Below are 22095 nucleotides of genomic sequence, written 5' to 3'. Positions count from 1 at the left end.
CGATGCATGCCTTCAAACCTTGACCGGCGTTCTGGTTTTCCAGAGTGACAGCAGCACGCCGCCAATCAGCAGGCCAATTGTAACGCTTAACGAAAGTTCGGCAGGCACCTTGCCAACAATATCGTGCAGGAATATCTTCCCGCCGATAAAAACAAGTACCAGCGCCAAGGCGTATTTAAGATAAGCGAACCGACTTATCATCGCAGCCAACGCAAAATACAGTGCCCGCAAACCCAGTATCGCGAAAATGTTCGACGTATACACAATAAAGGGGTCCTGCGTGATGGCGAAGATGGCTGGAACGCTGTCAACGGCGAACACCAAGTCGGCGCACTCAATCAGAATCAACGCGAGAAATAACGGCGTCACCCATAATACCCGCCTGCCGGAGGCATCAGGTACCCGGACCAGGAAGTGCTGACCGTGCAACTCGTTAGTCACACGTAGATGACTGCGTAGGTACTTGACGAAGCGATTGTTTTCCAGGTCGGGCTCATGGTCCACTCGAGCGAACAGCATTTTCACACCCGTGAATACCAGGAAGGCGCCGAAGCAGTAGAGAATCCAACTGAACTGCGTAATCAGCGCGGCGCCCAGGCCTATCATGATGGCCCTCAATACAATGACCCCCATGATCCCCCAGAACAGCACTCTGTGCTGAAATTCTCTGGGAATGGCAAGAAAACTGAAAATAAGGGCAATCACAAACACGTTGTCCATGGACAACGACTTCTCGATCAGGAAGCCAGTCACATAGTCCATGCTTGCGTCGCGGCCTTTCTGGAAGTAGACCCAGACAGCGAACAGCAGTCCCATGCTGATATAGCCAGCTGACAGGAGCAGGCTTTCCTTGACACCGATTTCTCGATTCCCACGATGGAGAACCCCTAGGTCAAGCGCCAGGAGCGTCAACACGACAGCGAAGAATGAAAGCCACAGCCAGAGATCAGTGCCAAGCACGTCTTGGGAGAGATACGCATTAAGGGCAGACATGAGCCCCTCCTATATAGTCGTAGTTTAACAACTATGACTCCGACATGGCGGCTACTTACCGTCAGAGGGGCCCGGCGTCACACCATCAGATTTTATCCAGCGCGAAAATGTTGCAAGGGGGAAAATTTTGCTATTTGTTTCTTCTGTGACTTCAGTTTCCGAACGCTATGACAATGGCACTCAATACCAGACACAAGCTCGCCACGACCGTCAAACGTATCCGCATAGGCATATACCAGCCGGGCATGAAGTTGGCCAGTTTACGGTCTTGCCAAAGGTGCACGGTAAATCCTGAAGCCAGTACCCAACAGCCCCATGACACCGGTAACAACATGGCAACCCAGCCGATCAGGGCTGGCATGACACTCCACACAAGCCGCTGTTGTCGCTCAATAGCAGGCAAAGCCGGCAACGTCATCGCGAACCCCCAATGAAGGGCTCCGACAAAACTCAGTATCACGGCCCCATAGCCAACCAACGCTTCAGCCAGGTTATCTCGATACTCACCGCCAAAACAGACCAGCAGTGCCAGACCCAGAAATGGAAGCAAGCCACCGTAGCCCAGGATAGTAAAGCGGCTCGGAGATAACGTATCGAACACTGGACCCATGGGTGCGCCCTCCTCCACGACTCAAAACCAAACTTCAGGTGTGTCGGCCAATCAGCGTGAGGAATTCATGCCGCGTGGTTGGGGAGTCTCTGAATTCGCCTAGCATGACCGAGGAAATCATCACCGAGTTCTGCTTTTCCACACCACGCATCATCATGCACATGTGCTTGGCTTCGATAACCACCCCAACCCCTGCCGCATCGGTCACTTCCTGCATGGCACACGCAATCTGCCTGGTCAGGTTTTCCTGAATCTGCAAACGGCGGGCATACATGTCCACCAAGCGCGCTACTTTGGAAAGCCCTAGTACTCGGCCTGTTGGCAGGTACGCGACATGTGCCTTCCCAATAAACGGCAACATGTGATGCTCGCATAACGAGTACAGTTCAATGTCGCGAACGACAACCATCTCGTCATTCTGGCTTTCGAACAGCGCTCCGTTGACTATTTCACCCAAGCTCTGGGTATAGCCATTGCATAGGTATTGCATCGCTTTGGCAGCACGCTGAGGCGTATCCAAAAGCCCTTCGCGCTGCGGGTTTTCGCCCACGCCAACAAGGATTTCACGGTAGTGTTCGGCTAGCGAATGTGGCATTTGGAGGCCTCACCTTTGCAACGTTGCCCGCCATCGGGATGGGGTAACCAGGCCAGACTTGGCCTCAAGCGACAGAACAATCTGTAAAAAACCGAAAGCACTGGACGCAACGGGCGCCACGCCAAGGGTGCTGCCCAAAGGCCCAAACTGGCAGCACGCCAAGCCCACAGGGTCGCGTCCAAGCCGGTGACCCATTGCCCGTTCGCGAACCTTGCGTGCAAACAGGACCGTAGTTCCTCAATCGTCAGGCCCAGCGGTGTGGGATCGAACTCATCGCTGTCGATATCAACCAGGATGAGCTTTGCTGCCGTGCAACGCCTGCGCAGAAATGCGACCTCCCTGGCACACAATGGGCAGGCCCCGTCAAAGTAAAGCGTCTGAGGCCACTCGCAATACATGTACAAAACCTCATTCATGTACAGGTTTCTGTACAAGTTAGCTGAAGCAATAAAATACGCAATAGGCAAGGTGGTTGCGACGGCCGCAGAATGCCCTAACTCAGACACCCTTCGAGCGCCAGCGCATTTCCAAGCGCAGCACCCGAAGCCGTGTTGTCGAAGACGCACCATGTAGCCGCACCGGCAGCGTGGCTGCGCCGCAGCCGTGCAGCCAGCTGTTGCAGGTATTGTTGGGAATACTCGCTGCGGTAGATGCGCGGTTCGCCGTGCAGGCGCCAGTAGACCAAGCCTGGCCAGCCCGCGGGTTGTGCGTCGGCGCCAAAACGCGAAGGGCTCGCCGCCACTTGAGCGATATGCAAGTCGACCAGCATCGACTGCGCCGCTTGCCAACTGGCGTGCCTGGGTTCGACCGCCACCGGCCCGGCATGGCGCTGGCGCAGGCGTTCAAAGAAACGCCGGTCCCGGCCATCATCATGGGCCAGCGATGGCGGTAATTGTACGAGCAGGCAGCCAAGGCGGTCACCCAGGTGTTGGCATTGCCCAAGAAACGCATCAAGCGCTGCCTCAAAGCGTTCCAGTTGCAACTCGTGGGTGATGTGCTTGGGTAGCTTCACCGCAAAGCGGAAATCCGCTGGTACAGCGCAAGCCCAACGGGCATAGGTCGCCGGCAGGTGCGGCCGGTAGAACGAGCTGTTGATCTCGACGGCACCCAACCGCGCGGCGTAGCGCTGCAGGTGGCTGCCCTGCTGCGGGAACGCCTCGGCATACTGGCGCGGCAAGCTCCAGCCCGCGCATCCCACGTGGATCATCATGGCACTCCATGGATCGCCGTTGCTGTAATGGAGTCGCCAGGTGCACTTGTCGTTCCATGGACGCTACCCTCGGCGCGCTGGCTCACCTAGCGATCACTCAGCATGCCGCCGTGCGGTTTTTGAAATCCGATCGACCTATGGCGCCGTCAGGGCATCCCATGAAAAGACCGTCATATCAATCCAGTCACCCAGGAGACCCACTGCTCATGAATGACCGCCTGATAGCCCTGTTCACCGAGACTACCTTGTTCGGCATCTCCATACTCAATTGGCTGCTGGCCATGGTGGTGGCCATCGCGACTTTCCTGGTCGCCCGCGCCGCCATTAGCTTCCTGCTGCACCGCATCCGGCGCTGGGCCGAACACGACGGCGTGCTCAGCCATGTGCTGGCCAAGGTGCTGGCCGGCACCAGCAATTCCCTGCTACTGCTCGCGTCCTTGCTGGTAGGCCTGAGCATGCTCGACCTGCCCGAGCGCTGGCTGACACGGGTCAGCAGCCTGTGGTTCGTGGTCGCCGCCCTCCAAATCGGGCTGTGGGCCAACCGCGCCATCGGCCTGGGGCTGGATCGCTACTTCGCGGGTCAACGCACCGATGGTCTTACCCAGGCCAGCGCACTGGCCACCCTGTCGGCGTGGGGGGCGCGGGTGCTGCTGTGGTCGGTGGTGGTACTGGCGATGCTGTCCAACCTGGGCGTCAACATCACTGCGTTCGTCGCTAGCCTCGGCGTCGGCGGTATCGCCGTGGCGCTGGCCGTGCAGAACATACTCGGCGACCTGTTCGCCTCCCTGTCAATCGCCGTGGATAAACCCTTCGAGGTCGGCGACTTCATCGTCATTGGCCCGTTGGCCGGCACCGTTGAACATGTGGGCTTGAAAACCACACGCATCCGTAGCCTGGGTGGCGAGCAGATCGTCATGGCCAACGCCAGCATGATCAGCAGCACGATCCAGAACTACAAACGCCTGCAGGAACGCCGCATTGTGTTTGAGTTTGGCCTGTCCTACGACTCGCCCACCGAGGCAGTGAAAAAAGCCCCTGGCATCGTTGAGGAGGCTATCAAGGCGCAATCGCAGGTGCGCTTCGACCGTGCTCATTTGCGTGGTTTTGGCAAGGAAGCGTTGGAGTTCGAGTGCGTATACATCGTCCAGGACCCAGGCTACAACCTGTACATGGACATTCAGCAGGCGATCAACTTCCACCTGCTCGACCGCTTCTCCAAAGTGGGCGCCAAGTTCGCCGTACCGGTGCGGGCGATCAAGGTCACCGCACTGCCGCAAGAAGCCAACTTAGCGGTGCCAGGCCGCGAGGGCCTGAGCATCAGGGGCGCGTGAGCGCCCCCCCCAGCTTCCCCCCGCTGCAGCGTGCGCGGGGTTCCCAGCCGCGCCTTGAATCGCTTCGAACTTAGAGGCTCCCCAGTACTCGTAGCGTTTAGACACACTAAATGGCAAGGCGAGGTCGACATGAAGATGATCCATGGCACATCACATTTTCGGCCCTATACCTCTGCAGCGGGCGGCTGGGGGTCGGCCCACTCCGTGCTGAACATCCTTTGGCGCGAGCAGGCACTGATCAAAGGCACAACCGCCCTGCTCAAGCTGAACAAGCCCAAGGGTTTCGCCTGCGTGAGCTGTGCCTGGGCCAAGCCAGGCGACCCTCATGCCCTGGAATTTTGCGAGAATGGTGCCAAGGCCACGGCATGGGAATTGACGTCACGACGCACCTCGCCCGATTTCTTCAAGGCCCACTCCTTGACCGAGTTGCGCGGCTGGTCGGACTTCGAGCTGGAGCAGCATGGCCGGTTAACCCACCCAATGCGTTACGACAAGCACACTGATCGCTACCAGGTCGTGACCTGGGAGCAAGCCTATGAAGCCATCGGCGCGCAGTTGCGCGCGCTCAGCCCCGACGAAGTCGTTTTTTATGCATCAGGGCGCGCATCGCTGGAAACATCGTTCATCTACCAGTTGTTCGCCCGTGCCTATGGCACGAACAATCTTCCCGACAGTTCCAACATGTGCCACGAAAGCACCTCGGTTGGCCTGCAGGAAAGCATTGGGGTCCCGGTTGGCACGGTCTCACTGGCCGATTTCGAGCATACCGACTGCATTCTGTTCTTCGGGCAAAACGTAGGCAGCAACAGCCCGCGCATGCTTCACCCGATACAGGAGGTGCGCAAGCGCAACGTCCCGATCATCACCTTCAACCCGATCCGGGAACGTGGTCTGGAGCGTTTTGTAAACCCCCAGTCCCCCACTGAAATGCTCGGTCCGCAATCCACAGTCATCAGCACTCAATACCACCAAGTGGCCATCGGCGGTGACACCGCTGCCGTCATGGGGGTGGCCAAGGCACTTCTGGAAATGGAGGAAAGGGCCAAAAGCAACGGCGAGCCGCCGGTGCTCGATCACGATTTTCTCGCACAACATACGGACGGCCTGGGCCAGTTCATGGAGCGTGTGCAGCAATACACATGGGCTGAACTGGAGCGACGGTCCGGCCTGAACCGAAGCGCGATGGAGGCCACGGCCACCGTTTATGCGCGCAGCGAGAAAGTGATGATCGTCTATGGCATGGGCATGACCCAGCATCGGCACGGGGTAGCCAACGTGCAGATGCTGGTCAATCTGCTATTGCTGCGCGGGAATATCGGTAAACCGGGGGCCGGTATCTGCCCGGTCAGAGGGCACTCGAACGTACAGGGCCAACGCACGGTAGGCATCACCGAGGACCCTGCGAAAGTACCCGGGGAGAAGATCGAGTCGCTGTTCGGCTTCAAGATTCCGGAGCACAAGGGCCTGGCGACGGTCGACACCTGCGAGGGCGTTCTCAATGGCAGTGTGAAGGGGTTCATCGGGCTTGGCGGTAACTTTCTGCGGGCCGTGCCCGATACCAGCCGGGTGGAGCCCGCCTGGGCCCAGCTCAGCCTCAGTGTACAGATCGCGACCAAGCTCAATCGCACCCACTTGGTCCCTGGTGAAAGCACCTGGCTGCTGCCCTGCCTGGGCAGGATCGAGATCGACCGGCAGCTTGGCGTCGAACAAACCTACACCACTGAAGACAGCACCGGCTGCATCCGCGCCTGGCGCGGCCACGCCGAACCCGCAGGAGAGCAGCTGCGCTCGGAGTTGGCGATCATCGCAGAGTTGGCCCTGGCGACGCTGGGCGACACGGTCGACATTCCCTGGGCACACTGGAAGCACGACTATGCCCTGGTTCGTGAAGCCATCAGCAAGGTTTATCCAAGTATTTTCCATGACTTCGAGACGCGGATGTGGGAGCACGGCGGGTTCCATCGCCCGCTGGGCGTGTCACAGCGGCAATGGGCTACGCCTTCAGGGAAAGCGCAGTTCATTACCCCAGGCACGCTGGATGAAGACGACGACGTGCTGACGGGCGAAGCCGGCCGTGATGTCCTGCAACTGATGACGTTGCGCAGCAATGACCAGTTCAATACCACCGTGTACGGTTACGACGATCGTTTCAGGGGCGTAAAGGGCACGCGCAAAGTGGTGTTCCTCAACCGCAACGATATCGTCCGCCTGGGCTTCGTGCCGGGGGGCTGGGTTCGCTTGCGTACAGCTGTGGAACCGACGGTTCGCCGCGAGGCAGGCCCTTTTCAGATTATCGCCTATGACATACCGGTGGGCTGCGCCGCCGCTTACTACCCCGAGGCCAATGCGCTCGTGCCCTTGTGGCACTATGCCAAGCGAAGCAAAGTGCCCGCCGCGAAATCGGTGCCTGTCGTGCTCCTGCATGCTCGGCCCGATGCTGAAGATCTGGCACACGCCGTACCCGCAACAGATCAGGTCGTGTAGCACGCTTGAAACCGGCCCCCAGTAGCCAGGGGGCGGGCTGAAACGATGGTCATCCGTGACCCGCTGCTGCTCACAGCGCTTGGCCATCGTCCTCGATGTCTTCTTCAGCCTCAGCAGCATCCGTGGCATCAGCGTCATTCAAAGGCGGTGAACTCGGCTTTTCCGGATCGTTGATGAACGGCACGCCACTCGGTCCGTGCTCTTCATGACCTTTGGTTTCGGGTTGCATGGCAAAGCCTCCAGGCAATTGGGGTTAGCTGTAGGTGGCATGCCACTTACAGCGCTCTGTTACTCATGCGTGTGAGGGGGGAAATGCGGGGAAAATTCAACTGAGAAGCCCGCCGGCCGAATACCACGCTCAGAAACGAGCTTGACCATGCCTCAACCAGCAAGCTGACTGCCACGACCGTTATCAAAGGACAATGTACTGGTTCCGGCTGCGTACCCCGGCATGCGGCCCCTCCACAAGGTGCACGAAACGCCCGCCCACCTGGTCAATGGGCAGGCAGTCGTCGACATCCAGCACTGCATCATTGTGAGCTTGCGACCAATGCGCCATGGCCTGTTTCTTGCCCTTCGCCATGGCCTCTCGTTTGTCCTTCGCGACCACCAGCAGATACTCGTGCGCCTCGCCAAAAGCCTGGGCGTCGTAACCGCCCAGGTTGATGAAGTAGAGCCGCAGGGATTCAGGCGACGGCGCCAGCGGGCTGAGCTCGACGCGCCAGTTGTCAACCCCATCGACGGCCATCCAGGCATCGACGTGCACGCCTTTGGGGCTGCCAAACCAACCGTCCCGTAGTTGCGGGTATGCCTGCTCCAGCGTATCCGCGGCCGCAAACACAATGTCGTGAACCTCAATCTTTGCCTGGGGGTGTTTGCCCCCAAGCAGCACCACGAAAAGCATCTAGTCGTCCACCTTGGTAAAAGTTCACCGAGCCCCGGGCTCGGTATCAGATCGGTTCGGCGCTGAACGCTGGCGCCCTTCGCGGCCTTGCCCGCACGGTGGAAGGCCTTCACAGCTGCGCGACCAGCCGGTCGTACCAGGCAGCATAAGGGGTGTTGGTAGCCTTGTAGCGGTTGTAATCAGGGCTACCGTCATCCCACCACACCGGCCCACGCTCGCCTAATGCAACCTTGGCATCGTTGACCGCTGCCCTGGCCCGCTTCAAAGCGGCTGCATCGTCGCAGGCTTTTGCCTGCTTCACGGCCCGCCGCGCCTCCATCAGCGCGCCCACCAGGTGCTGGCGCGCTTCGTCTGCAAGCGCAGGGTTGCTGCAGCGCCAGAGCTGGCCGTTGACGACGAAATAGCGCCCGTCCGGCGTGCGTGGGTATTTGGCGCCGGTCTGCGACCGGCTCATTTACCCGCCCGCAAAAAATCAGCCCACTTGCGCACCAGATAATTATGCTCATCCATCACCGAGTTCCAGACCCTGATACGGCCCACACGCTCGGCGTAGGCGCCCCCTTCGCGTAGCTGCCCAGGCTCGATCAGCGGTTCGCCATCACTGCCCAGCAACTGCTCGCGGGCTGGCTTGCCCTCGTACCAGTAATCCCACTCAGCCGCCGACAGGTGATCTCGCGCGCGCAGTGGATTGGAAATGTAGAACCCTTGCCGGGCCATCATCGCGCCTGGCCAACCTGCCAACCACCAGTTCAGGTAGGCATAGGCCGCATCCTTCACCCCACCCTCAACGGCACGGGACAACGACAGGCCACCAAACCAGCCACGATAACCCTCCCTGGGCACGGCCTGGCGGTACTGAATGCCTTCGCGGTGCAGCTGCATCAAGGCAGGCGACCAGACACTCTCGATGTGCACCTTGGGGCCCAGCATCAGCTTGCCTGCGTCGCGGTCATCAGACCAGAACGCGGCGAAATGGCCTTGGCGCTGGAGCTTGATGAGCACTGCCGCAAGCTGGTCGATCTCGTCCAGGCGCAGGTTCGCGATCACATCGAACGTGGCCAACCCCTTGGCCTGCACCGCCAGTGCCGCGTCCAGCGCCCCGATGGCTGCATCGCTCTGCAACGCCACATGCCCACACCAGTTGGGGTCAACCAACCAGGACCAGCTCTCGTTCTCGATACCGAACCCCGGCGGCAGAAGGTCCGGCCTGTAGGCAAAGCTGTCCGCGTTGTGGGTCAGCGGCAGCATGCTGATCCAGTCTGTCGGGCGGTTGGCCAGGGTCCGGTCATGCTGAACATACAGCCGGTCGCAGGGCAGGCTGCCGCCGGCGAGCTCATCCCCAGCGTGCAGCCGGCCCCGCTTGGGCAGGTCGTTGATCTCGTCCCACAAGGCGACCCGGCGGATGTCGATGGGCTGGATGGCGCCGGCCGGCCAGACAAAATCCATGCTATGGAACCATTGGTCGTACAGGTCATAGCGTTCAGGGTGCATCAACGCAATGCGTTGAACCGTCTGCACGTCGTGGATCTGGTACTCGATGCGAATGCCCAGTTCTTTTTCCGCGCGCAAGCGAATGGGCTCCAGCAGCGTGACCGATGTGCCCAATACCCGCAACGTGACCGGGCCACTCATGCCGCACGCCCCAGGCGCTGCAAAAAAGCCTGGAAAGAGCGGCGCAGCAGCTGGGTATCCAGATCGCGCACGATGATCACCAGGCGCGAGCGCCGCGCCTGCCCTGGCCACTGGCGAAGATGCACAGGCGGATGCAGGCAGTGCTGTACGCCGTGAATGACGATAGGTTGTTCAGCATCGATCACATTCAAGATCCCTTTGACCCGCAGAATTCGGTCTCCGTGGCATCTTAGCAGCATCGACAACCAAACCCCGAAGGCAAGCCAGTCCAGCGGTGTGTCGTACTCCAGTGCACACACCTGGGCGCCGCCGTGGTGCGGCTGCCGGGTGGGCGCAAACAGCAGCCACCTGGCGACCTCCTCATCGGGCTCCAGGCTTCTCAGCCCCTCGCCCAGAAGCTGCTCATCGCCCTGCCCGACCGTGCTCGCCAACGCGATGGATGCCGTTGGGTTGAGGGCTTGCAAGTGTGCCACCAACGGCTCGAGCACCGCAGCGCTTACCAGGTCTGCCTTGCTCACCAGCAGCCGATCGGCAGCCGTGACCTGGCCCAGCCACTCGGGGTGAATCCGCTCCTGAAGCATGGCGTGCTGGGCGTCGACCACCGTCACCATCAGGCCCACGTGATAGCGGCCGCGCAGTTGAGGGTCTCGCTGCAGCGTGGCAAGAATGGGCGCGGGGTCGGCCAGGCCTGTGGTTTCCAGGAGCACGCGGCGAAAAGCCGGAACCTCCCCGCGCGCACGCTTGCCGTGAAGGTCGATCAGCGCTTGCTTCAGATCCCCCCTTACCGAACAGCAGACACATCCACTCGGCAGCAACACCGTGTCGGGTGCAACTTCCTGCACCAGCACGTCATCAATCCCCACCTCCCCATACTCGTTGATGAGCACCGCCGTATCGCCCATGTCGGCATTGGCCAGCACCCGCTTGAGCAAGGTGGTTTTGCCACTGCCCAGAAAACCCGTCAGCACATTGATCTGCAGGCTCATGCCGACGCCTCCAGGTGATCGAGGATTCGCGGATCCAGGGGGTCAAGGGTGCGCCCCAGTATGCTTTCGGCGGTCTGCCAGAGCTGATCCAGGCCCGCGGCAACACCTTGCTTGCCGGTAGGGCCTTGCACCAGATACGACGCACCCTGCACGTCACTGACCTTGAGCCTGAAGGGTGCTACCACCTGATTGATCGCGGCGATGCGCCGCAAGCGCTCGCGGCGGGCGGGAAGGCTCGTGTCCAGCGGGTCGCTCCAGTGGGCGTCCTCACCGATCAGGCCGCAAAGTCCACACATGGCTCACCTCAAGGCATTACATCGCCGGAATTGGGGTTAAGGGTTTGCCCGACGAACAGGTTGCCGCCAGGCTCGCTCGCCAACAGCACGGCGATCGGTGCCACTTCTTCAGCCTTGCCGAAGCGGCCCAACGGCAGCTCCTTGGCCTTGGCAACCTTCCACGCCTGGCTGATCCCCTCCACCAGCGGGGTTTCAATCGGCCCTGGCGCCACGCAGTTGACCAGTACGTTGTCCTTGCTCACCTCCAGTGCCAGCGACTTGCTGAAACCGATCACGCCGGCTTTGGCTGCCGCATAGTGCGCCAGTTGTGCACCGCCCTTGATCCCCAGCTGGGAGGCGATGTTGATGATGCGCCCCCACTGCTGCGCCAGCATGTACGGCAGCGCGCGCTGGCTCGCGACGAACACGCTGGTCAGGTCCACCCGCAGCATTTCATCCCACATTTCCTGGGTCAGGTCCACACAGGGGGCCTGGGTCAGCATGCCGGCATTGTTGACCAGCACGTCGATGCCCCCCAGCGCTGCCACGCAAGCATCTACACCGGCTTGCGCACCCTCCCGGCTGCCCACATCAGCGACAGATTCGATCACCTGCGCGCCGCGGTCGCGGCATTGGTTCGCGACCAGCGCCAGGCGCTGGGGGTCGCGGTCACACAACACGAGCAGCGCGCCCGCATCGGCGTAGGCGTGGGCGATGGCCGCGCCGATGCCACTCCCTGCGCCGGTGATGACGGCGCGGCGGTTCTGCAATGGTTTCATGCTTGTTCTCCTCGCGGCCGCAAGGCGAGCTTGCGGCGCAGCAATTTCCTATTCAGGCCAGCGCACCGTAAGGCCGCCATCGATCACGATGCTCTGGCCGGTGATGTAGCTCGACGCAGGGCCGGTCAGGAAGCAGACCAGGTCGGCAACCTCGCTGGCGCGCCCTACGCGCCCCAACGGGATCGCCTTGCCCGCCTTGGCCAGGCCGTCGGCGCCCAGCGAATTTTTGCTGTCCAGCGATTGCGGGGTTTCGATCAGGCCGGGAATGATGGTGTTGCAACGGATGCCCCTGGGGGCAAATTCCACCGCCAGGGAGCGGCACAAACCGGGCACCCCAGCCTTGGCCGCTGCGTAATGCGCGTGGTCCTGCCAGCCATACACGCCACCGGCAATCGACGAAATGGCCACCAGTGCGCCGCCTTCCCCGATGTGGCGGCTTGCGCTGCGGAAGGTGCGCATCACGCCGGTAAGGTCGACGTTGAGCATTTCATTCCATTGCTCGTCCGACATTTCCAGCAGCGGCGCCCGGCGCAAAAGCCCGGCGTTGGCCACGGCATAATCGAGCCGACCGAAACGTTCGACTGCCGCGGCGGCGATGGCATCCAGTGAAGCGCTGTCGGTAACGTCCATCGCCATCATCGAACATTCGCCGCCGGCCTGGGCGACCAACCGCTCCGTTTCAGCAGGGTCATGCGGGTCGGCGGGCAGGTAGCCGCCCATCACGCGCACACCCATCCGGGCGTACGCGACGGCGACCGCCTGGCCAATGCCACTGGCAGCCCCAGTGACCAACGCTACGGGTCGAGACATGTGTGCAACTCCTGGTTATTTGACTGAAAGAGGTTCGACATGCCGGGCGGCAAGCATGATCAAGCCCGACAGGAAGCAAGGCAGCGCGCCGAACCAGAGCGCCGCGCTGTGCCATTCACCGCCAGTGGACAACACGCTGGTAATCCCCAGCCCGGCGACGATGGCGCCGATCGGCCCCATGGCATGCACGATGGCGCCGCCTGTGGCACGGATACTGGTGGGGAAGCTCTCGCCCATGAAAAACAACATGGCGGAGTAAGGGCCGGTCAGGAAGAACAGGCCAAGGCTGTAGAAAGCGATGACCGTGACCAGGTCGCTGGGGCCCTGGATCATGGCGAAGAACGCCAGGCCGCCACACATCCAGCCCAGCGCTACGGTATTGCGCCGGCCAATCCGGTCACCCAGCCAACCGTGAACCAGGTAGCCGATGAAGCCCACCAGGTTGGACAACACCAGGATCCACAAGGAGTTCTCGAACGACAGCTTGTGAACACTCACGATCACCGAGGTGCCCAGCACGCTGAACACCTGGATAGCCGACCAGTTAAGCAGGATCGCCAGGCTCAAGACCACGGTCGGTCGCAGGGCCGCCCCACGGAAAGCAGCAGCAACACCGGCTTTGGCGTGCTCGTCGTAGTCGACGTTGTACTCGCGCGCCAGGCTGCGCGCGGCAGGTTCGTCGCCCGCTTTGCGCAATTGGTGGATGCGCTGATGCACCTGGAACTGGGGGCTTTCCTTGAGCTTGCGCGCCAGGATGGCAACTACCAGCGCAGGTACAGCGGCGAAGATGAAGCAACCCTGCCAGCCAATGTGCGGCAGCAACAATGCCGTCAGGCCTGCTGCGATCAACGCCCCAACCGGCCAGCCGCTTTGTACCAGGCTGTAGACGAAGCCGCGGCGCTTGATCAGTTTCGGGTCGGTCGACGCTGCGTACACCTCGGTCAGGTAGGTAGCGTTGACCCCTTCCTCGGCGTAACCCAGCCCTGCCACCGAACGCACGGCAATCAACGGCCCCTTGCCCATGCCGGCACACACCGCTGTCAGCGCAGAGCACAGTGCGGTGCCGCCAATGGTGAAGATGATCCCGCCACGGCGCCCGATCTTGTCCACCAGCGGCCCGACAATGAAGGCCACGACAGCGCCGCCGACCGCTACCCACGTGGCAATTTCCGCCTGTTCAGCTTCACTCCAGGTGAAATGCCCGCCCATGACCGGCAGCAGGGTGCCGAACAAGATGAAATCGTAAACTGCAAAAACCCAGGCGAAGAAAGCAATCCAGGTTGCGTATCTGACATCTCTGGATTCCAGCTGTACCGGTTTCCAGGTACCAGGCTCGGTCACAGGAGCCGTGGTGGTGGCTTGCGTAGTGGTCATATCGGCGCTTCTCTTGTTTTGGATCCGCTTGAAAACGTGCTAACCGAAGCAGTGGCTCAACGCTTGCGCGGTTGGCGCCGGATAAAGTCGTCGGCGATTTCGTCCATGGTGACGAACTTCACACCTGGGTGGCTTTTCATGTGCTCGATAAGCCGCTCGAGCATGAGCAGCACCTGAGGCCGGCCGGACACATCGGGGTGAATGGTGATGGGGAATACCGCGTAGTCATTCTCCCGGTAGACCCAGTCGAACTGATCACGCCACATCTCTTCAAGGTGGCGCGGGTTGACGAAGCCGTGGCTGTTGGGCGATTTCTTGATGAACATCATCGGCGGCAAGTCATCGAGGTACCAGTTGGCCGGGATCTCTACCAGATCGGTCTCTTCACCGCGCACCAAGGGCTTCATCCAGGTATCGGGGTGCTGGCTGTAATCGATTTTGCTCCAGCTGTCCTTCACTCGAACGTAGTAAGGGTGGAAGTCGTTGTGCATCAGGCTGTGGTCGTACTTGATGCCCTTCTTCAGCAGCAGTTCGTTGGTAACGTTGCTGAACTCCCACCACGGGGCCACATAGCCCGTGGGCCGCTTGCCTGCCAACCGGGTGATGATTTCAATCGACTTGTCCAGAACGATTTCTTCCTGTTCCGGCGTCATCGCGATCGGGTTCTCATGGCTGTACCCATGAATGCCCACTTCATGCCCCGCTTCCACCACCGCCTTCATCTGCTCGGGGAAGGTCTCCACCGAATGGCCCGGGATGAACCAGGTTGTGCGCAGGTCATATTGCTTGAACAGCTTGAGAAGACGCGGCGCGCCCACTTCGCCGGCAAACAGCCCACGCGAGATATCGTCGGGCGAATCCTCACCCCCGTAGGAGCCCAGCCAACCGGCTACCGCGTCCACGTCAACGCCAATCGATACAAAAATTTCTTTTGTCATTATCTCGACCTCTTGGTTATTCAATTGATTGCAGGCGCGCCGCTGCCTGCCCGGTGGGCTGGCTCAAAGCCCAGCGCGCACGTAGGGTTCGATCGCCAATGCAGCTCGCAGCAGGGCCTTGTCATTACCACTCGAACTCGAAAGCAGCAGGCTGGTAGGTAGCTCTGCCTCCCCCGTGCCGCTTGGCAACGCAACGCCAGGCATGTCCAACATGCTGCCCGGCATGGTCAGCCGCAGCGTTGCCAGGTTGGTAGCAACGAACAGCTCGGCGTCCTCTTCCAGCGGTGCCAGCAGTGGCGCCACATGGCCGACGGTCGGGGTTACCAGGAAGGCCCCGTCCAGCTCGTGCGCGATCTGTGCTTTCAGTGCTTCGGCAGCCTGGTACAGCAGCACTTGCTTGCTGGCTGGGTAGGCACGGGCGCCCTCGAGCCGCTTGCGCACCCGGGGGTCCAGTTGCTCGGCCTGCGGGCTGTCGAGCAGCCCTTGGTAAAGGGCAAATGCCTCTGCGCCGCCCAGCCAACCGATTTGCTCGATCACCTCCAGTGCTTGCTGGAAGGCCGGGACAGCTTTGTGCTCGACCACCGCGCCGGCTGCAGCCAACCGCTCCAGTGCCGCAACAAGGTTGGCCCTGACTTCTGGCTGAATGCGCGCGTCGCCCAGCAACTGCGCATCCACGCAAAGCTTGAGCCCGGCGATGGGCAGGGCAACGGTGTCTAGCGGCATGCCAAGCCGGTCGCCCAGCAGCAGGTTGTCGAGGACGATGGCATCGCGCACGCTACGGGTAATGGGCCCCAGCGAGTCGAGGGACCGTGCCAGGGGGGTGACCCCTTCGAATGAGTACCGCTTGGCACTGCTGCGGTAACCGACCAAACCATTGAACGCCGCCGGCACCCGGATGGAGCCGGCAGTGTCGGTCGACATGGCGATAGGGGCCACACCTTGGGCCACCGCTATTGCCGACCCCGATGACGAGCCACCCGGCGCGCGTGCGGCACCGGCGAACTCCGGGTTGGTTGGCGTGCCGAAATGGGGGTTGAGGCCCAGCCCCGAATACGCCAGCTCACTGAGGTTGGTCTTTGCCACGCTGACCATGCCCGCCCGGCTGAGCGCCGTGGCCAGTGCGCAATCACGCGGCGCCGGTTGCGCGTGCAAGCGCACCTTCGCGCCTGCAGTGGTGATGTGGTCGGCCAGGTCGTACAGGTCTTTCCAGACGACCGGTACCCCATCGAAGGCAGACAACGGTTGCCCGGCTTGCCAGCGGCACTTGGCCGCAGCCGCTTCGCGCAGCGCCCGCGCCTCGCAGAGGGTGATGAATGCAGCCGGCACCTGCTGAGCGCTCACCAGTGCCGCTTCCATCGCAGTGACAGGGTCGTGGGTTCCCGCGGCAAACTGCCCGGCCAGGGAAAGCGCATCGGCACGCATGGCAAAACCTCTTAAATGTACATTTGTGTAATACGTACATTTGCATAAGCATGCGTCGTGCCAACCTTGTGCAGCGATTCATTGAAATGCGCGGATCCGTGTTTGCCAAGGGCTGGCGATGGCCCGCTATAGCCAATCACGGTCGCGCCTATTAAATGTATGTTTTACTGGATGATACATTTTGGGGTGTTCGGTAACAGCCTGCCCCAAAACCGTTCACAGCGGTGTCACCGGCGACCGGTCACATCTCGCTTCGCTTGTGCGAAACTGGCCTCCCACGCTTCATGAGAACCCTCTGATGTCTGCTACCCAGCCCCTTGAAGACCGCCCGGCCTCTCGTTACGAGATCATACGTAACACCCTGCGCGAGGCGATTCTGGGTGGGCAGACGGCGCCAGGGCTGGTGCTGGTGGAGGGGCCTTTGGCAGAACTGTTCGGCACCAGCCGGGTACCGGTTCGCCAGGCCCTGAACCTGCTGCATGAGGAAGGGCTGATCCGCCGCTTCGAGGGCCGGGGCTTTCTCGTCGACCCCCAGGGCACCAGCGAAACCCCGTTGCGCGCACCGCTCACGCGCAAGCTCCTGGGGCTGGAGCCACAAGAAGACCTGATCGATTACCGCCCGGTAGGTGAGCGTATTTACGACCACCTTGCCCAGACGGTTGTGCGGTTCATGGTCTTTGGTCATTACCGAATCGATGAGCAGAGTGCCGCCGAAGAACTCAACGTCAGCCGGAATGTCGTCAGGGAAGCGTTGATGCGATTGCGCGACAAAGGGCTGGTGGAAAAAGAGCCATACTCGCAATGGCTCGCCGGCCCGCTGACGGCCCAGGCGGTCAAGCACGATTACGAGCTACGGATGCTGCTGGAGCCGGATGCCCTGCGCCAAGGCGTCGAGCATGTCAGCCGCAGTGATCTTGAAGCGATGCTGCACCGTGTAGTCAGTGCGCAGGCCGCCGGCCGTCATGTGAAGCGCGCCGACATCGAACAACTCGAGCAGGACCTGCATGTGGCCTGCATCGCCGGCGTGGCCAATACCCGCATGGCGGCAGTCATTCGCCAATGTCAGATCCCCATGAATGTCGGCCGGGTCTTGCACGAAGCCCTGCAGTCCAGCAATGACGAAGCCATGCTGGTGGAGCACCGCCTGGTCTTCGAAGCCTTGCTGTACGGCACCGTCGACACTGCCTGTTCATGCCTGCGTGACCACCTGTGCAAGGCCCGCGAACGGACCTTGCAGCGGCTCAAGGTGCTGTCGGTGCTGCCCGAACCTGACGCGCCGGGCTATCTGCAAAGGCTGGCCTGAGGCGTCGGCGGGCCTGCACCCTCCCCGCGTTAAAAAGCGTACCGGGTGCTGAACATGACATTGCGTGGCTCACCGTAGTAGCCGGTGAAGAAGGTCGGGTCCAGGGCGCTGAAATACTGCTTGTCGAACACGTTGTTGACGTTGACAGAAGCGCTCAGCTGCCGGGTGATGTCATAACGCGCCATCACGTTGAACACGGCATACTGTTCCTGCGTTGCCTTGCCCTGGCTCGTCGTCAGGCTCATGCCACTTTGCCAGTTCAGGCCCCCGCCGATGGTCAATGGGTTCAGGCCCCCTTGAAGACGGTAGGTCGTCCAGAGCTTTATCAGGTTAGCCGGTGCTTCGGTTCTGATGCGCTCATGGTCGGCATCCTTGGTAACGCTATGGCTGTAGCTTGCGCTGACATTCCAGTCCGGGAGCACTTCGCCAAAGATTTCCATGTCGATACCGCGCGTTTTCGCGCCGGCCACCGCGCGGTAGGCCGACTCGCGCACTGTGCCTTCCACGGTTTCGCCAGTGGGAACCCCCAGGTTGTCCTGTTTTATTTCATAAAGGGCAATGGCCGTGTTGACGCGGCCGTCGAAGAACTCGCTTTTCAGGCCAACTTCGTAGTTGTCCCCTTCCCTCGGCTCCAGGTTTCTGCCGTTTTGCTCTCGTAGGGCTTGAGGCTTGTAGATCGTCGTGTAGCTGGCGTACACCGAATGAATGTCATTGAGGTCATACACCACCCCGGCATAAGGCGTTATGAAGCCGCTTTCACGGCTTTCGGCAGTGCTGGACGAACGCGTGTAAGGCGGGTTGTAGATGGCTTTCTTCTTGTAGCTGTAGTCACCGACACGGGCACCGACAATCAGCGACAGATCGTCCGCCGGCTTGAAGCGTGCCACCATGTACGCCGCATCCTGGCGAATCGTAGTGTCGTCGTTCATCAGTTTACCGACCGATGTCGGCCGCTCGGTGTCGTTGTCCCAGCTATGGATATTGGCCGGGCGCATCTCCAGGTCGTCATCGTCCGGGTCGCTGTAGTCCTTAAACTGCGAAGCGCTCAGGCCCAATACCAGTTCATGCTCGCGGCCCAGGAACTGGAGCGGCCCCTGGGCCATGGCGTCGAGACCCAATTGGCGCTGGGAGCCATAGCCATCTCCCCCATAAAGGTAGGCGCCCTCACCTGTTTCACGGTCAGGTGCCCCACCACTGAGCGAAGCCAGCGAATAGTCCCGGGTGCTGTACATGTTGTTCACGGCCACCTTCAATTTCCAGTCGTTGGCCAGGCCGTGCTCGAGGGTCGCGAAGGTATTGAGCGTGTTCTGCTGGCGATAGCTCCAGCGCGCCCCGGCGTTGATGGAGCGTGGGAAGTCAGTCTGCCCGCCGTCGCTGTAGAACAACGGGAAGCTGGCGAAGGATACGCCACGCGGGTCATTCTTCTGGTAGTCGAAACCGACCGTCAGCAGCGTACTGTCGGTGAGGTCAGCTTCCAGAATGCCGTAATACGTTTGCTTCTCCTGCTGGTAGTGGTCGATGAAGCTGTTGCCCTGCTGGTAAGCCATGACAGCGCGGCCGCGCAAGCGCGCATCGGTGGTCAGCGGGCCAGACACATCCACTTCGGTGCGATACGTGTCCCACGAGCCTGCGCCGGCACTGACCGAGCCCTGGAACCCGGCGGTTGGCCGCTTGCGGACCAGGTTGACACTGCCAGAGGGGTCGCCGGCACCGGTCATCAAACCGGTGGCGCCTCTGACGACTTCGACCCGGTCATAGACCGAGGTATCGATCAGGCTCTGCGGGCTTGCGCTGGTTTGCACGATCAAGGTGGTCGGGATGCCATCGAACTGGTAACTGTCCAGGGCATACCCACGCGAATAGATGTTCACGCGTTCACTGTCGATGTTCTGCACGGAAAGGCCTGGCGTCTGTTTCAGCACATCGCTCAGTGTGGTGAGTTGCTGGTCTTCCATGCGCTGGCGTGTCATCACGCTGACCGTTTGCGGGGTTTCGCGCAATGACAAGGCGAGCTTGGTGGCGGCGTTGGTGGCACCCGTGGTGTAGGCGCCGGTCCCTTCCGTGATGGCACCCAGGCCTGCTGCATCGATGGTGGTAGCGCCCAGCTGCAGGGCCCCGCCGGCTTCCATGCTGGCGAGAACGAACCGTTTTTCGCCAGCCTGCACAATGCGCAACCCGCTGCCCTGAAGCACATGGGCGAAGCCTTGCTCCACCTCATAGCTACCGTGCAGCCCTGGCGAGCTCAAGCCCGCCGTTTGTTCCGAGCTGAAGGTGATCATCACGCCACTGGCGGCAGCGAGCTGACTCAAGGCGGCAGCCAACGTGCCAGCGGGGATGTCATAGTCGATCGGTTTGGCCCAGGCAGGCGTCACCGCCAATACGGCGCCAGCAAAGCACAGGGCCCGTGCTGTGGGTTGGCCGCAAAGGCCAGAAAAGAGGGGGCGTACTTGCATGAAAGGTTTCCTGTCAGCGTTGGCAATGGGTGCGTCTGATGCGCACATGCAGGTAGAGCCGAAACAGGAATGAAAATCTGTTACCCCTCTATGCAGAAAAATTCACCGTCATGCCGCCTGGCGCTCCAGCCTTACCCAGTAACGGGTCAGGCGGCGGACCCGAACCGGCAGTGAGGCCTCGAGGTTGGCCAGCGCGCCCTCGGTATCGTCGAGCAGAAAAGTGCCGGAGAGCCGCAGGCCGGCGATATCAGGCGAGCAGCTCAGCACACCGTGGCGATAGCGGGAGAGCTCGGCCAGCACCGCATCTAGGCGCCAGTCCACGGCAACCAGCATGCCGCGCGCCCACGCAGAGCCCTGCTCTGGCGCTGGCTGCAGGGGGCCTATGGTGGTTGCGCTGAAGCTCACGGCCTGCCCCGCTTCGGCGCGCAGTGCCTGGCCGAGGCCCAGTTGCGGCCTGACCCGCACGGCATGCGCTTGCACGGCAACCCGGGTAGTGCCCTCGTCCTGACGCACCGTGAATCGGGTGCCGAGCGCCTCGACACGCCCCTGCGCAGTCTGCACGCTCAGGGCGCGATCATCTTTTGCGGTATCGACCAGAATGGCACCTTGGCGCAACACGATCAGCCGTTGCTGGGCATCGAACAGCACATCCACCCGCGTCGCGGTATCCAGCACCAGTACACTGCCATCGGCCAGCGTCAGCCGCTGGCGTTGGCCGACGCCCGTGCTGTAGTCGGCTGCAAAGGGCGAAGCCCGGTAGCCTGCCCAGCCGGTTGCACCGACCCCAAGCAGCACGACCAGCTGTTTGAGTACCGCCCTTCTATGCTGGCGTGCCTGCTCGATGGTGGTGGAGACCACGCCAGCGGGTGCCAGGCTCAAACGTTGTTGCAACCGCTCTACACGCTGCCAGGCTTGTGCATGCACGGGGTCGGCATCCAGCCAGGCCTGCCATTGCGCGCGGGTGGCCTGGGTGGCGCTGCTGTCATTGAGGCGAACATGCCATTCAACCGCCTGGGCCAGTACCTGGTTCATTCGCCGTCCATCAACAGGCAGTGCATCAGGCCCTTGGCCAGGTGCTTGCGCACGGTGCTGACCGACACATTGAAACGCTCGGCGGTTTTCTCATACGTCAGCCCATCCAGTTGCACAGCAAGGAATATTTGCCGTGTACGCAGCCCCAGGCCGTCGAGCATGCGGTCTATGGCCAGCAGGCTTTCCAGAATGATTGCCCGGGTTTCGGCACAGGGCGCATGAACGTCCGGCCTGGACGCCAATGCTTGCAGGTACGCCTGCTCCAGGCTGCGGCGGCGATACAGGTCGATGACCAACCCGCGCGCGATGGTCGCCAGGTAATGACGCGGTTGCTGCAGCGAATGGGCGGTGCGCGCGACCATTACCCGTACGAACGTGTCCTGGGCAAGATCGGCAGCATCCGCCGAATTACTCAAACGTTGGCGCAACCAGCCACGTAGCCAACCGTTGTGATCCTGATACAGCCTGTGCAGGTGTTGATGGTGCGTCGTTTCCGTGACCGATCCGGACATCTTGTTACCCACGCGAAAACGAGAATAGGAATTCATCGCGATTGTAATGGGCTTGTATCTCGCTGGGAAGCTGTGCACCACCGCTAGCGGGTAGTTCACTTGAGTGTGAGTAACACCCAATGGGGCTGCTGCGCAGCCAATCGCCGGCAAGCCAGCTCCTACAGGACCGTGCAATGCTTGAGGGCTGTGCTGTACCTGTGGGAGATTCTATGGTTCCTGGCAAGGGTAGCCGGAGCATCTTCAGCGCCTGTGAGATCGAGCGCCGCCCGCGCGGCGCAATCGCGAGCTGCGCTCGCTCTAACAGGCGCTGCCATACCTTGTGGCAAACACCTGTCAGCCCTAAGGCGATCCCTGTGGGAGCTGGCTTGCCGGCGATAGGGCCCAGAGCGGCCCCAATTGCTCAGTTGTGTGCGGTACGGATTAGCGGGCGACCCAACTTTCGACTTCATCCG

Annotated in this window: 22 protein-coding genes; 3 read left to right on the top strand and 19 right to left on the bottom strand. The window is 61.3% G+C overall.

Annotated elements, in window-relative coordinates:
- Positions 1-12: 12 nt before the first annotated feature.
- The 5 genes from GYA94_RS18130 to GYA94_RS18110 all read right to left on the bottom strand — a co-directional run bounded on the left by GYA94_RS18130 (position 13) and on the right by GYA94_RS18110 (position 3405).
- Positions 13-993 carry a TerC family protein gene (locus GYA94_RS18130; protein WP_161892817.1) on the bottom strand — a complete coding sequence of 327 codons (981 nt, stop codon included), beginning with the start codon at positions 991-993 and terminating at the stop codon, positions 13-15.
- A gap of 151 nt (positions 994-1144) precedes the next feature.
- Positions 1145-1603 carry a DUF3429 domain-containing protein gene (locus tag GYA94_RS18125; RefSeq protein WP_161892816.1) on the bottom strand — a complete coding sequence of 153 codons (459 nt, stop codon included), beginning with the start codon at positions 1601-1603 and terminating at the stop codon, positions 1145-1147.
- A gap of 34 nt (positions 1604-1637) precedes the next feature.
- Positions 1638-2198: a GTP cyclohydrolase I FolE gene (gene folE / locus GYA94_RS18120; RefSeq protein WP_161892815.1), complete on the bottom strand. Its 561-nt coding sequence runs from the start codon at positions 2196-2198 to the stop codon at positions 1638-1640.
- Complete coding sequence (locus GYA94_RS18115; protein ID WP_161892822.1) at positions 2183-2596, bottom strand: thiol-disulfide oxidoreductase DCC family protein; 414 nt, start codon at positions 2594-2596, stop codon at positions 2183-2185. The genes folE and GYA94_RS18115 overlap by 16 nt, the downstream gene beginning before the upstream one ends.
- A 95-nt stretch (positions 2597-2691) precedes the next feature.
- A complete protein-coding gene (locus tag GYA94_RS18110) occupies positions 2692-3405 on the bottom strand; it encodes a DUF72 domain-containing protein (protein ID WP_110676412.1) in 714 nt (237 codons plus the stop codon).
- Between the two features lie 209 nt (positions 3406-3614).
- Between GYA94_RS18110 and GYA94_RS18105 the strand changes: the two genes are divergently transcribed.
- The gene (locus GYA94_RS18105; RefSeq protein WP_161892814.1) at positions 3615-4739 is read left to right on the top strand and encodes a mechanosensitive ion channel family protein; all 1125 of its coding nucleotides are present in this window, start codon (positions 3615-3617) and stop codon (positions 4737-4739) included.
- Between the two features lie 129 nt (positions 4740-4868).
- Positions 4869-7223, top strand: coding sequence for an FdhF/YdeP family oxidoreductase (locus tag GYA94_RS18100; protein WP_161892813.1), 2355 nt, complete (start codon positions 4869-4871; stop codon positions 7221-7223).
- A gap of 70 nt (positions 7224-7293) precedes the next feature.
- On the opposite strand, the gene GYA94_RS27700 is transcribed toward GYA94_RS18100, so the two are convergent.
- From GYA94_RS27700 to GYA94_RS18050, 11 genes are all read right to left on the bottom strand, one after another.
- Positions 7294-7452 (bottom strand): hypothetical protein, encoded by a 159-nt coding sequence (locus GYA94_RS27700; protein ID WP_009684850.1) that lies wholly within the window; start codon positions 7450-7452, stop codon positions 7294-7296.
- A 183-nt stretch (positions 7453-7635) separates the two neighbouring features.
- Positions 7636-8127, bottom strand: a complete 492-nt coding sequence (locus GYA94_RS18095; protein WP_161892812.1) for a DUF1543 domain-containing protein — start codon at positions 8125-8127, stop codon at positions 7636-7638.
- 109 nt (positions 8128-8236) lie between these two features.
- Entirely contained in the window at positions 8237-8581 is a 345-nt protein-coding gene (locus tag GYA94_RS18090; protein WP_161892811.1) for a hypothetical protein, read from the bottom strand.
- A complete protein-coding gene (locus GYA94_RS18085; RefSeq protein ID WP_009684847.1) occupies positions 8578-9759 on the bottom strand; it encodes an ABC transporter substrate-binding protein in 1182 nt (393 codons plus the stop codon). The genes GYA94_RS18090 and GYA94_RS18085 overlap by 4 nt, the downstream gene beginning before the upstream one ends.
- Positions 9756-10745: a CobW family GTP-binding protein gene (locus tag GYA94_RS18080; protein ID WP_161892810.1), complete on the bottom strand. Its 990-nt coding sequence runs from the start codon at positions 10743-10745 to the stop codon at positions 9756-9758. Before GYA94_RS18080 ends, GYA94_RS18085 begins: the two co-directional genes overlap by 4 nt.
- Positions 10742-11041, bottom strand: a complete 300-nt coding sequence (locus GYA94_RS18075; protein ID WP_054911552.1) for a hypothetical protein — start codon at positions 11039-11041, stop codon at positions 10742-10744. Before GYA94_RS18075 ends, GYA94_RS18080 begins: the two co-directional genes overlap by 4 nt.
- A gap of 8 nt (positions 11042-11049) precedes the next feature.
- Positions 11050-11799 (bottom strand): SDR family NAD(P)-dependent oxidoreductase, encoded by a 750-nt coding sequence (locus GYA94_RS18070; RefSeq protein ID WP_054911553.1) that lies wholly within the window; start codon positions 11797-11799, stop codon positions 11050-11052.
- Positions 11800-11847: 48 nt separating this feature from the next.
- On the bottom strand, positions 11848-12609 hold the full coding sequence (locus GYA94_RS18065) for an SDR family NAD(P)-dependent oxidoreductase (RefSeq protein ID WP_054911554.1): 762 nt from the start codon (positions 12607-12609) through the stop codon (positions 11848-11850).
- 15 nt (positions 12610-12624) lie between these two features.
- Positions 12625-13983, bottom strand: a complete 1359-nt coding sequence (locus tag GYA94_RS18060; RefSeq protein ID WP_054911555.1) for an MFS transporter — start codon at positions 13981-13983, stop codon at positions 12625-12627.
- A gap of 56 nt (positions 13984-14039) precedes the next feature.
- Positions 14040-14921 carry a polysaccharide deacetylase family protein gene (locus tag GYA94_RS18055; RefSeq protein ID WP_009684840.1) on the bottom strand — a complete coding sequence of 294 codons (882 nt, stop codon included), beginning with the start codon at positions 14919-14921 and terminating at the stop codon, positions 14040-14042.
- Positions 14922-14984: 63 nt separating this feature from the next.
- Positions 14985-16343: an amidase gene (locus GYA94_RS18050; RefSeq protein WP_161892809.1), complete on the bottom strand. Its 1359-nt coding sequence runs from the start codon at positions 16341-16343 to the stop codon at positions 14985-14987.
- A gap of 298 nt (positions 16344-16641) precedes the next feature.
- Between GYA94_RS18050 and GYA94_RS18045 the strand changes: the two genes are divergently transcribed.
- Positions 16642-17646 (top strand): GntR family transcriptional regulator, encoded by a 1005-nt coding sequence (locus tag GYA94_RS18045; RefSeq protein ID WP_161892808.1) that lies wholly within the window; start codon positions 16642-16644, stop codon positions 17644-17646.
- Between the two features lie 29 nt (positions 17647-17675).
- Here GYA94_RS18045 and GYA94_RS18040 read toward each other — a convergent pair whose 3' ends face one another.
- The 3 genes from GYA94_RS18040 to GYA94_RS18030 all read right to left on the bottom strand — a co-directional run bounded on the left by GYA94_RS18040 (position 17676) and on the right by GYA94_RS18030 (position 21643).
- Positions 17676-20099 (bottom strand): TonB-dependent siderophore receptor, encoded by a 2424-nt coding sequence (locus GYA94_RS18040; protein WP_161892807.1) that lies wholly within the window; start codon positions 20097-20099, stop codon positions 17676-17678.
- Between the two features lie 108 nt (positions 20100-20207).
- Positions 20208-21131, bottom strand: coding sequence for a FecR domain-containing protein (locus GYA94_RS18035; protein WP_161892806.1), 924 nt, complete (start codon positions 21129-21131; stop codon positions 20208-20210).
- Entirely contained in the window at positions 21128-21643 is a 516-nt protein-coding gene (locus GYA94_RS18030; protein WP_029886101.1) for a sigma-70 family RNA polymerase sigma factor, read from the bottom strand. The genes GYA94_RS18035 and GYA94_RS18030 overlap by 4 nt, the downstream gene beginning before the upstream one ends.
- Between the last annotated feature and the right edge of the window lie 452 nt (positions 21644-22095).

The organism is Pseudomonas juntendi (assembly GCF_009932375.1).
Lineage (GTDB): Bacteria > Pseudomonadota > Gammaproteobacteria > Pseudomonadales > Pseudomonadaceae > Aquipseudomonas > Aquipseudomonas juntendi.
The sequence above is the reverse complement of the archived record's forward strand: the minus strand, read 5'-3'. Positions and strand labels throughout refer to the sequence as shown.

Bases quoted from the DNA above. Each gene is read 5' to 3' on its own strand.
- GYA94_RS18030 (WP_029886101.1), bottom strand. From the start codon at position 21,643: ATGTCCGGATCGGTCACGGAAACGACGCACCATCAACACCTGCACAGG.
- GYA94_RS18060 (WP_054911555.1), bottom strand. From the start codon at position 13,983: ATGACCACTACGCAAGCCACCACCACGGCTCCTGTGACCGAGCCTGGT.
- GYA94_RS18090 (WP_161892811.1), bottom strand. From the start codon at position 8,581: ATGAGCCGGTCGCAGACCGGCGCCAAATACCCACGCACGCCGGACGGG.
- GYA94_RS18100 (WP_161892813.1), top strand. From the start codon at position 4,869: ATGAAGATGATCCATGGCACATCACATTTTCGGCCCTATACCTCTGCA.
- GYA94_RS18110 (WP_110676412.1), bottom strand. From the start codon at position 3,405: ATGATCCACGTGGGATGCGCGGGCTGGAGCTTGCCGCGCCAGTATGCC.
- GYA94_RS18035 (WP_161892806.1), bottom strand. From the start codon at position 21,131: ATGAACCAGGTACTGGCCCAGGCGGTTGAATGGCATGTTCGCCTCAAT.
- GYA94_RS18085 (WP_009684847.1), bottom strand. From the start codon at position 9,759: ATGAGTGGCCCGGTCACGTTGCGGGTATTGGGCACATCGGTCACGCTG.
- GYA94_RS18095 (WP_161892812.1), bottom strand. From the start codon at position 8,127: ATGCTTTTCGTGGTGCTGCTTGGGGGCAAACACCCCCAGGCAAAGATT.
- GYA94_RS18115 (WP_161892822.1), bottom strand. From the start codon at position 2,596: ATGTATTGCGAGTGGCCTCAGACGCTTTACTTTGACGGGGCCTGCCCA.
- GYA94_RS18045 (WP_161892808.1), top strand. From the start codon at position 16,642: ATGTCTGCTACCCAGCCCCTTGAAGACCGCCCGGCCTCTCGTTACGAG.
- GYA94_RS18050 (WP_161892809.1), bottom strand. From the start codon at position 16,343: ATGCGTGCCGATGCGCTTTCCCTGGCCGGGCAGTTTGCCGCGGGAACC.
- GYA94_RS18070 (WP_054911553.1), bottom strand. From the start codon at position 11,799: ATGAAACCATTGCAGAACCGCCGCGCCGTCATCACCGGCGCAGGGAGT.
- GYA94_RS18125 (WP_161892816.1), bottom strand. From the start codon at position 1,603: ATGGGTCCAGTGTTCGATACGTTATCTCCGAGCCGCTTTACTATCCTG.
- GYA94_RS27700 (WP_009684850.1), bottom strand. From the start codon at position 7,452: ATGCAACCCGAAACCAAAGGTCATGAAGAGCACGGACCGAGTGGCGTG.
- GYA94_RS18080 (WP_161892810.1), bottom strand. From the start codon at position 10,745: ATGAGCCTGCAGATCAATGTGCTGACGGGTTTTCTGGGCAGTGGCAAA.
- GYA94_RS18055 (WP_009684840.1), bottom strand. From the start codon at position 14,921: ATGACAAAAGAAATTTTTGTATCGATTGGCGTTGACGTGGACGCGGTA.
- GYA94_RS18065 (WP_054911554.1), bottom strand. From the start codon at position 12,609: ATGTCTCGACCCGTAGCGTTGGTCACTGGGGCTGCCAGTGGCATTGGC.
- GYA94_RS18040 (WP_161892807.1), bottom strand. From the start codon at position 20,099: ATGCAAGTACGCCCCCTCTTTTCTGGCCTTTGCGGCCAACCCACAGCA.
- GYA94_RS18130 (WP_161892817.1), bottom strand. From the start codon at position 993: ATGTCTGCCCTTAATGCGTATCTCTCCCAAGACGTGCTTGGCACTGAT.
- folE (WP_161892815.1), bottom strand. From the start codon at position 2,198: ATGCCACATTCGCTAGCCGAACACTACCGTGAAATCCTTGTTGGCGTG.
- GYA94_RS18105 (WP_161892814.1), top strand. From the start codon at position 3,615: ATGAATGACCGCCTGATAGCCCTGTTCACCGAGACTACCTTGTTCGGC.
- GYA94_RS18075 (WP_054911552.1), bottom strand. From the start codon at position 11,041: ATGTGTGGACTTTGCGGCCTGATCGGTGAGGACGCCCACTGGAGCGAC.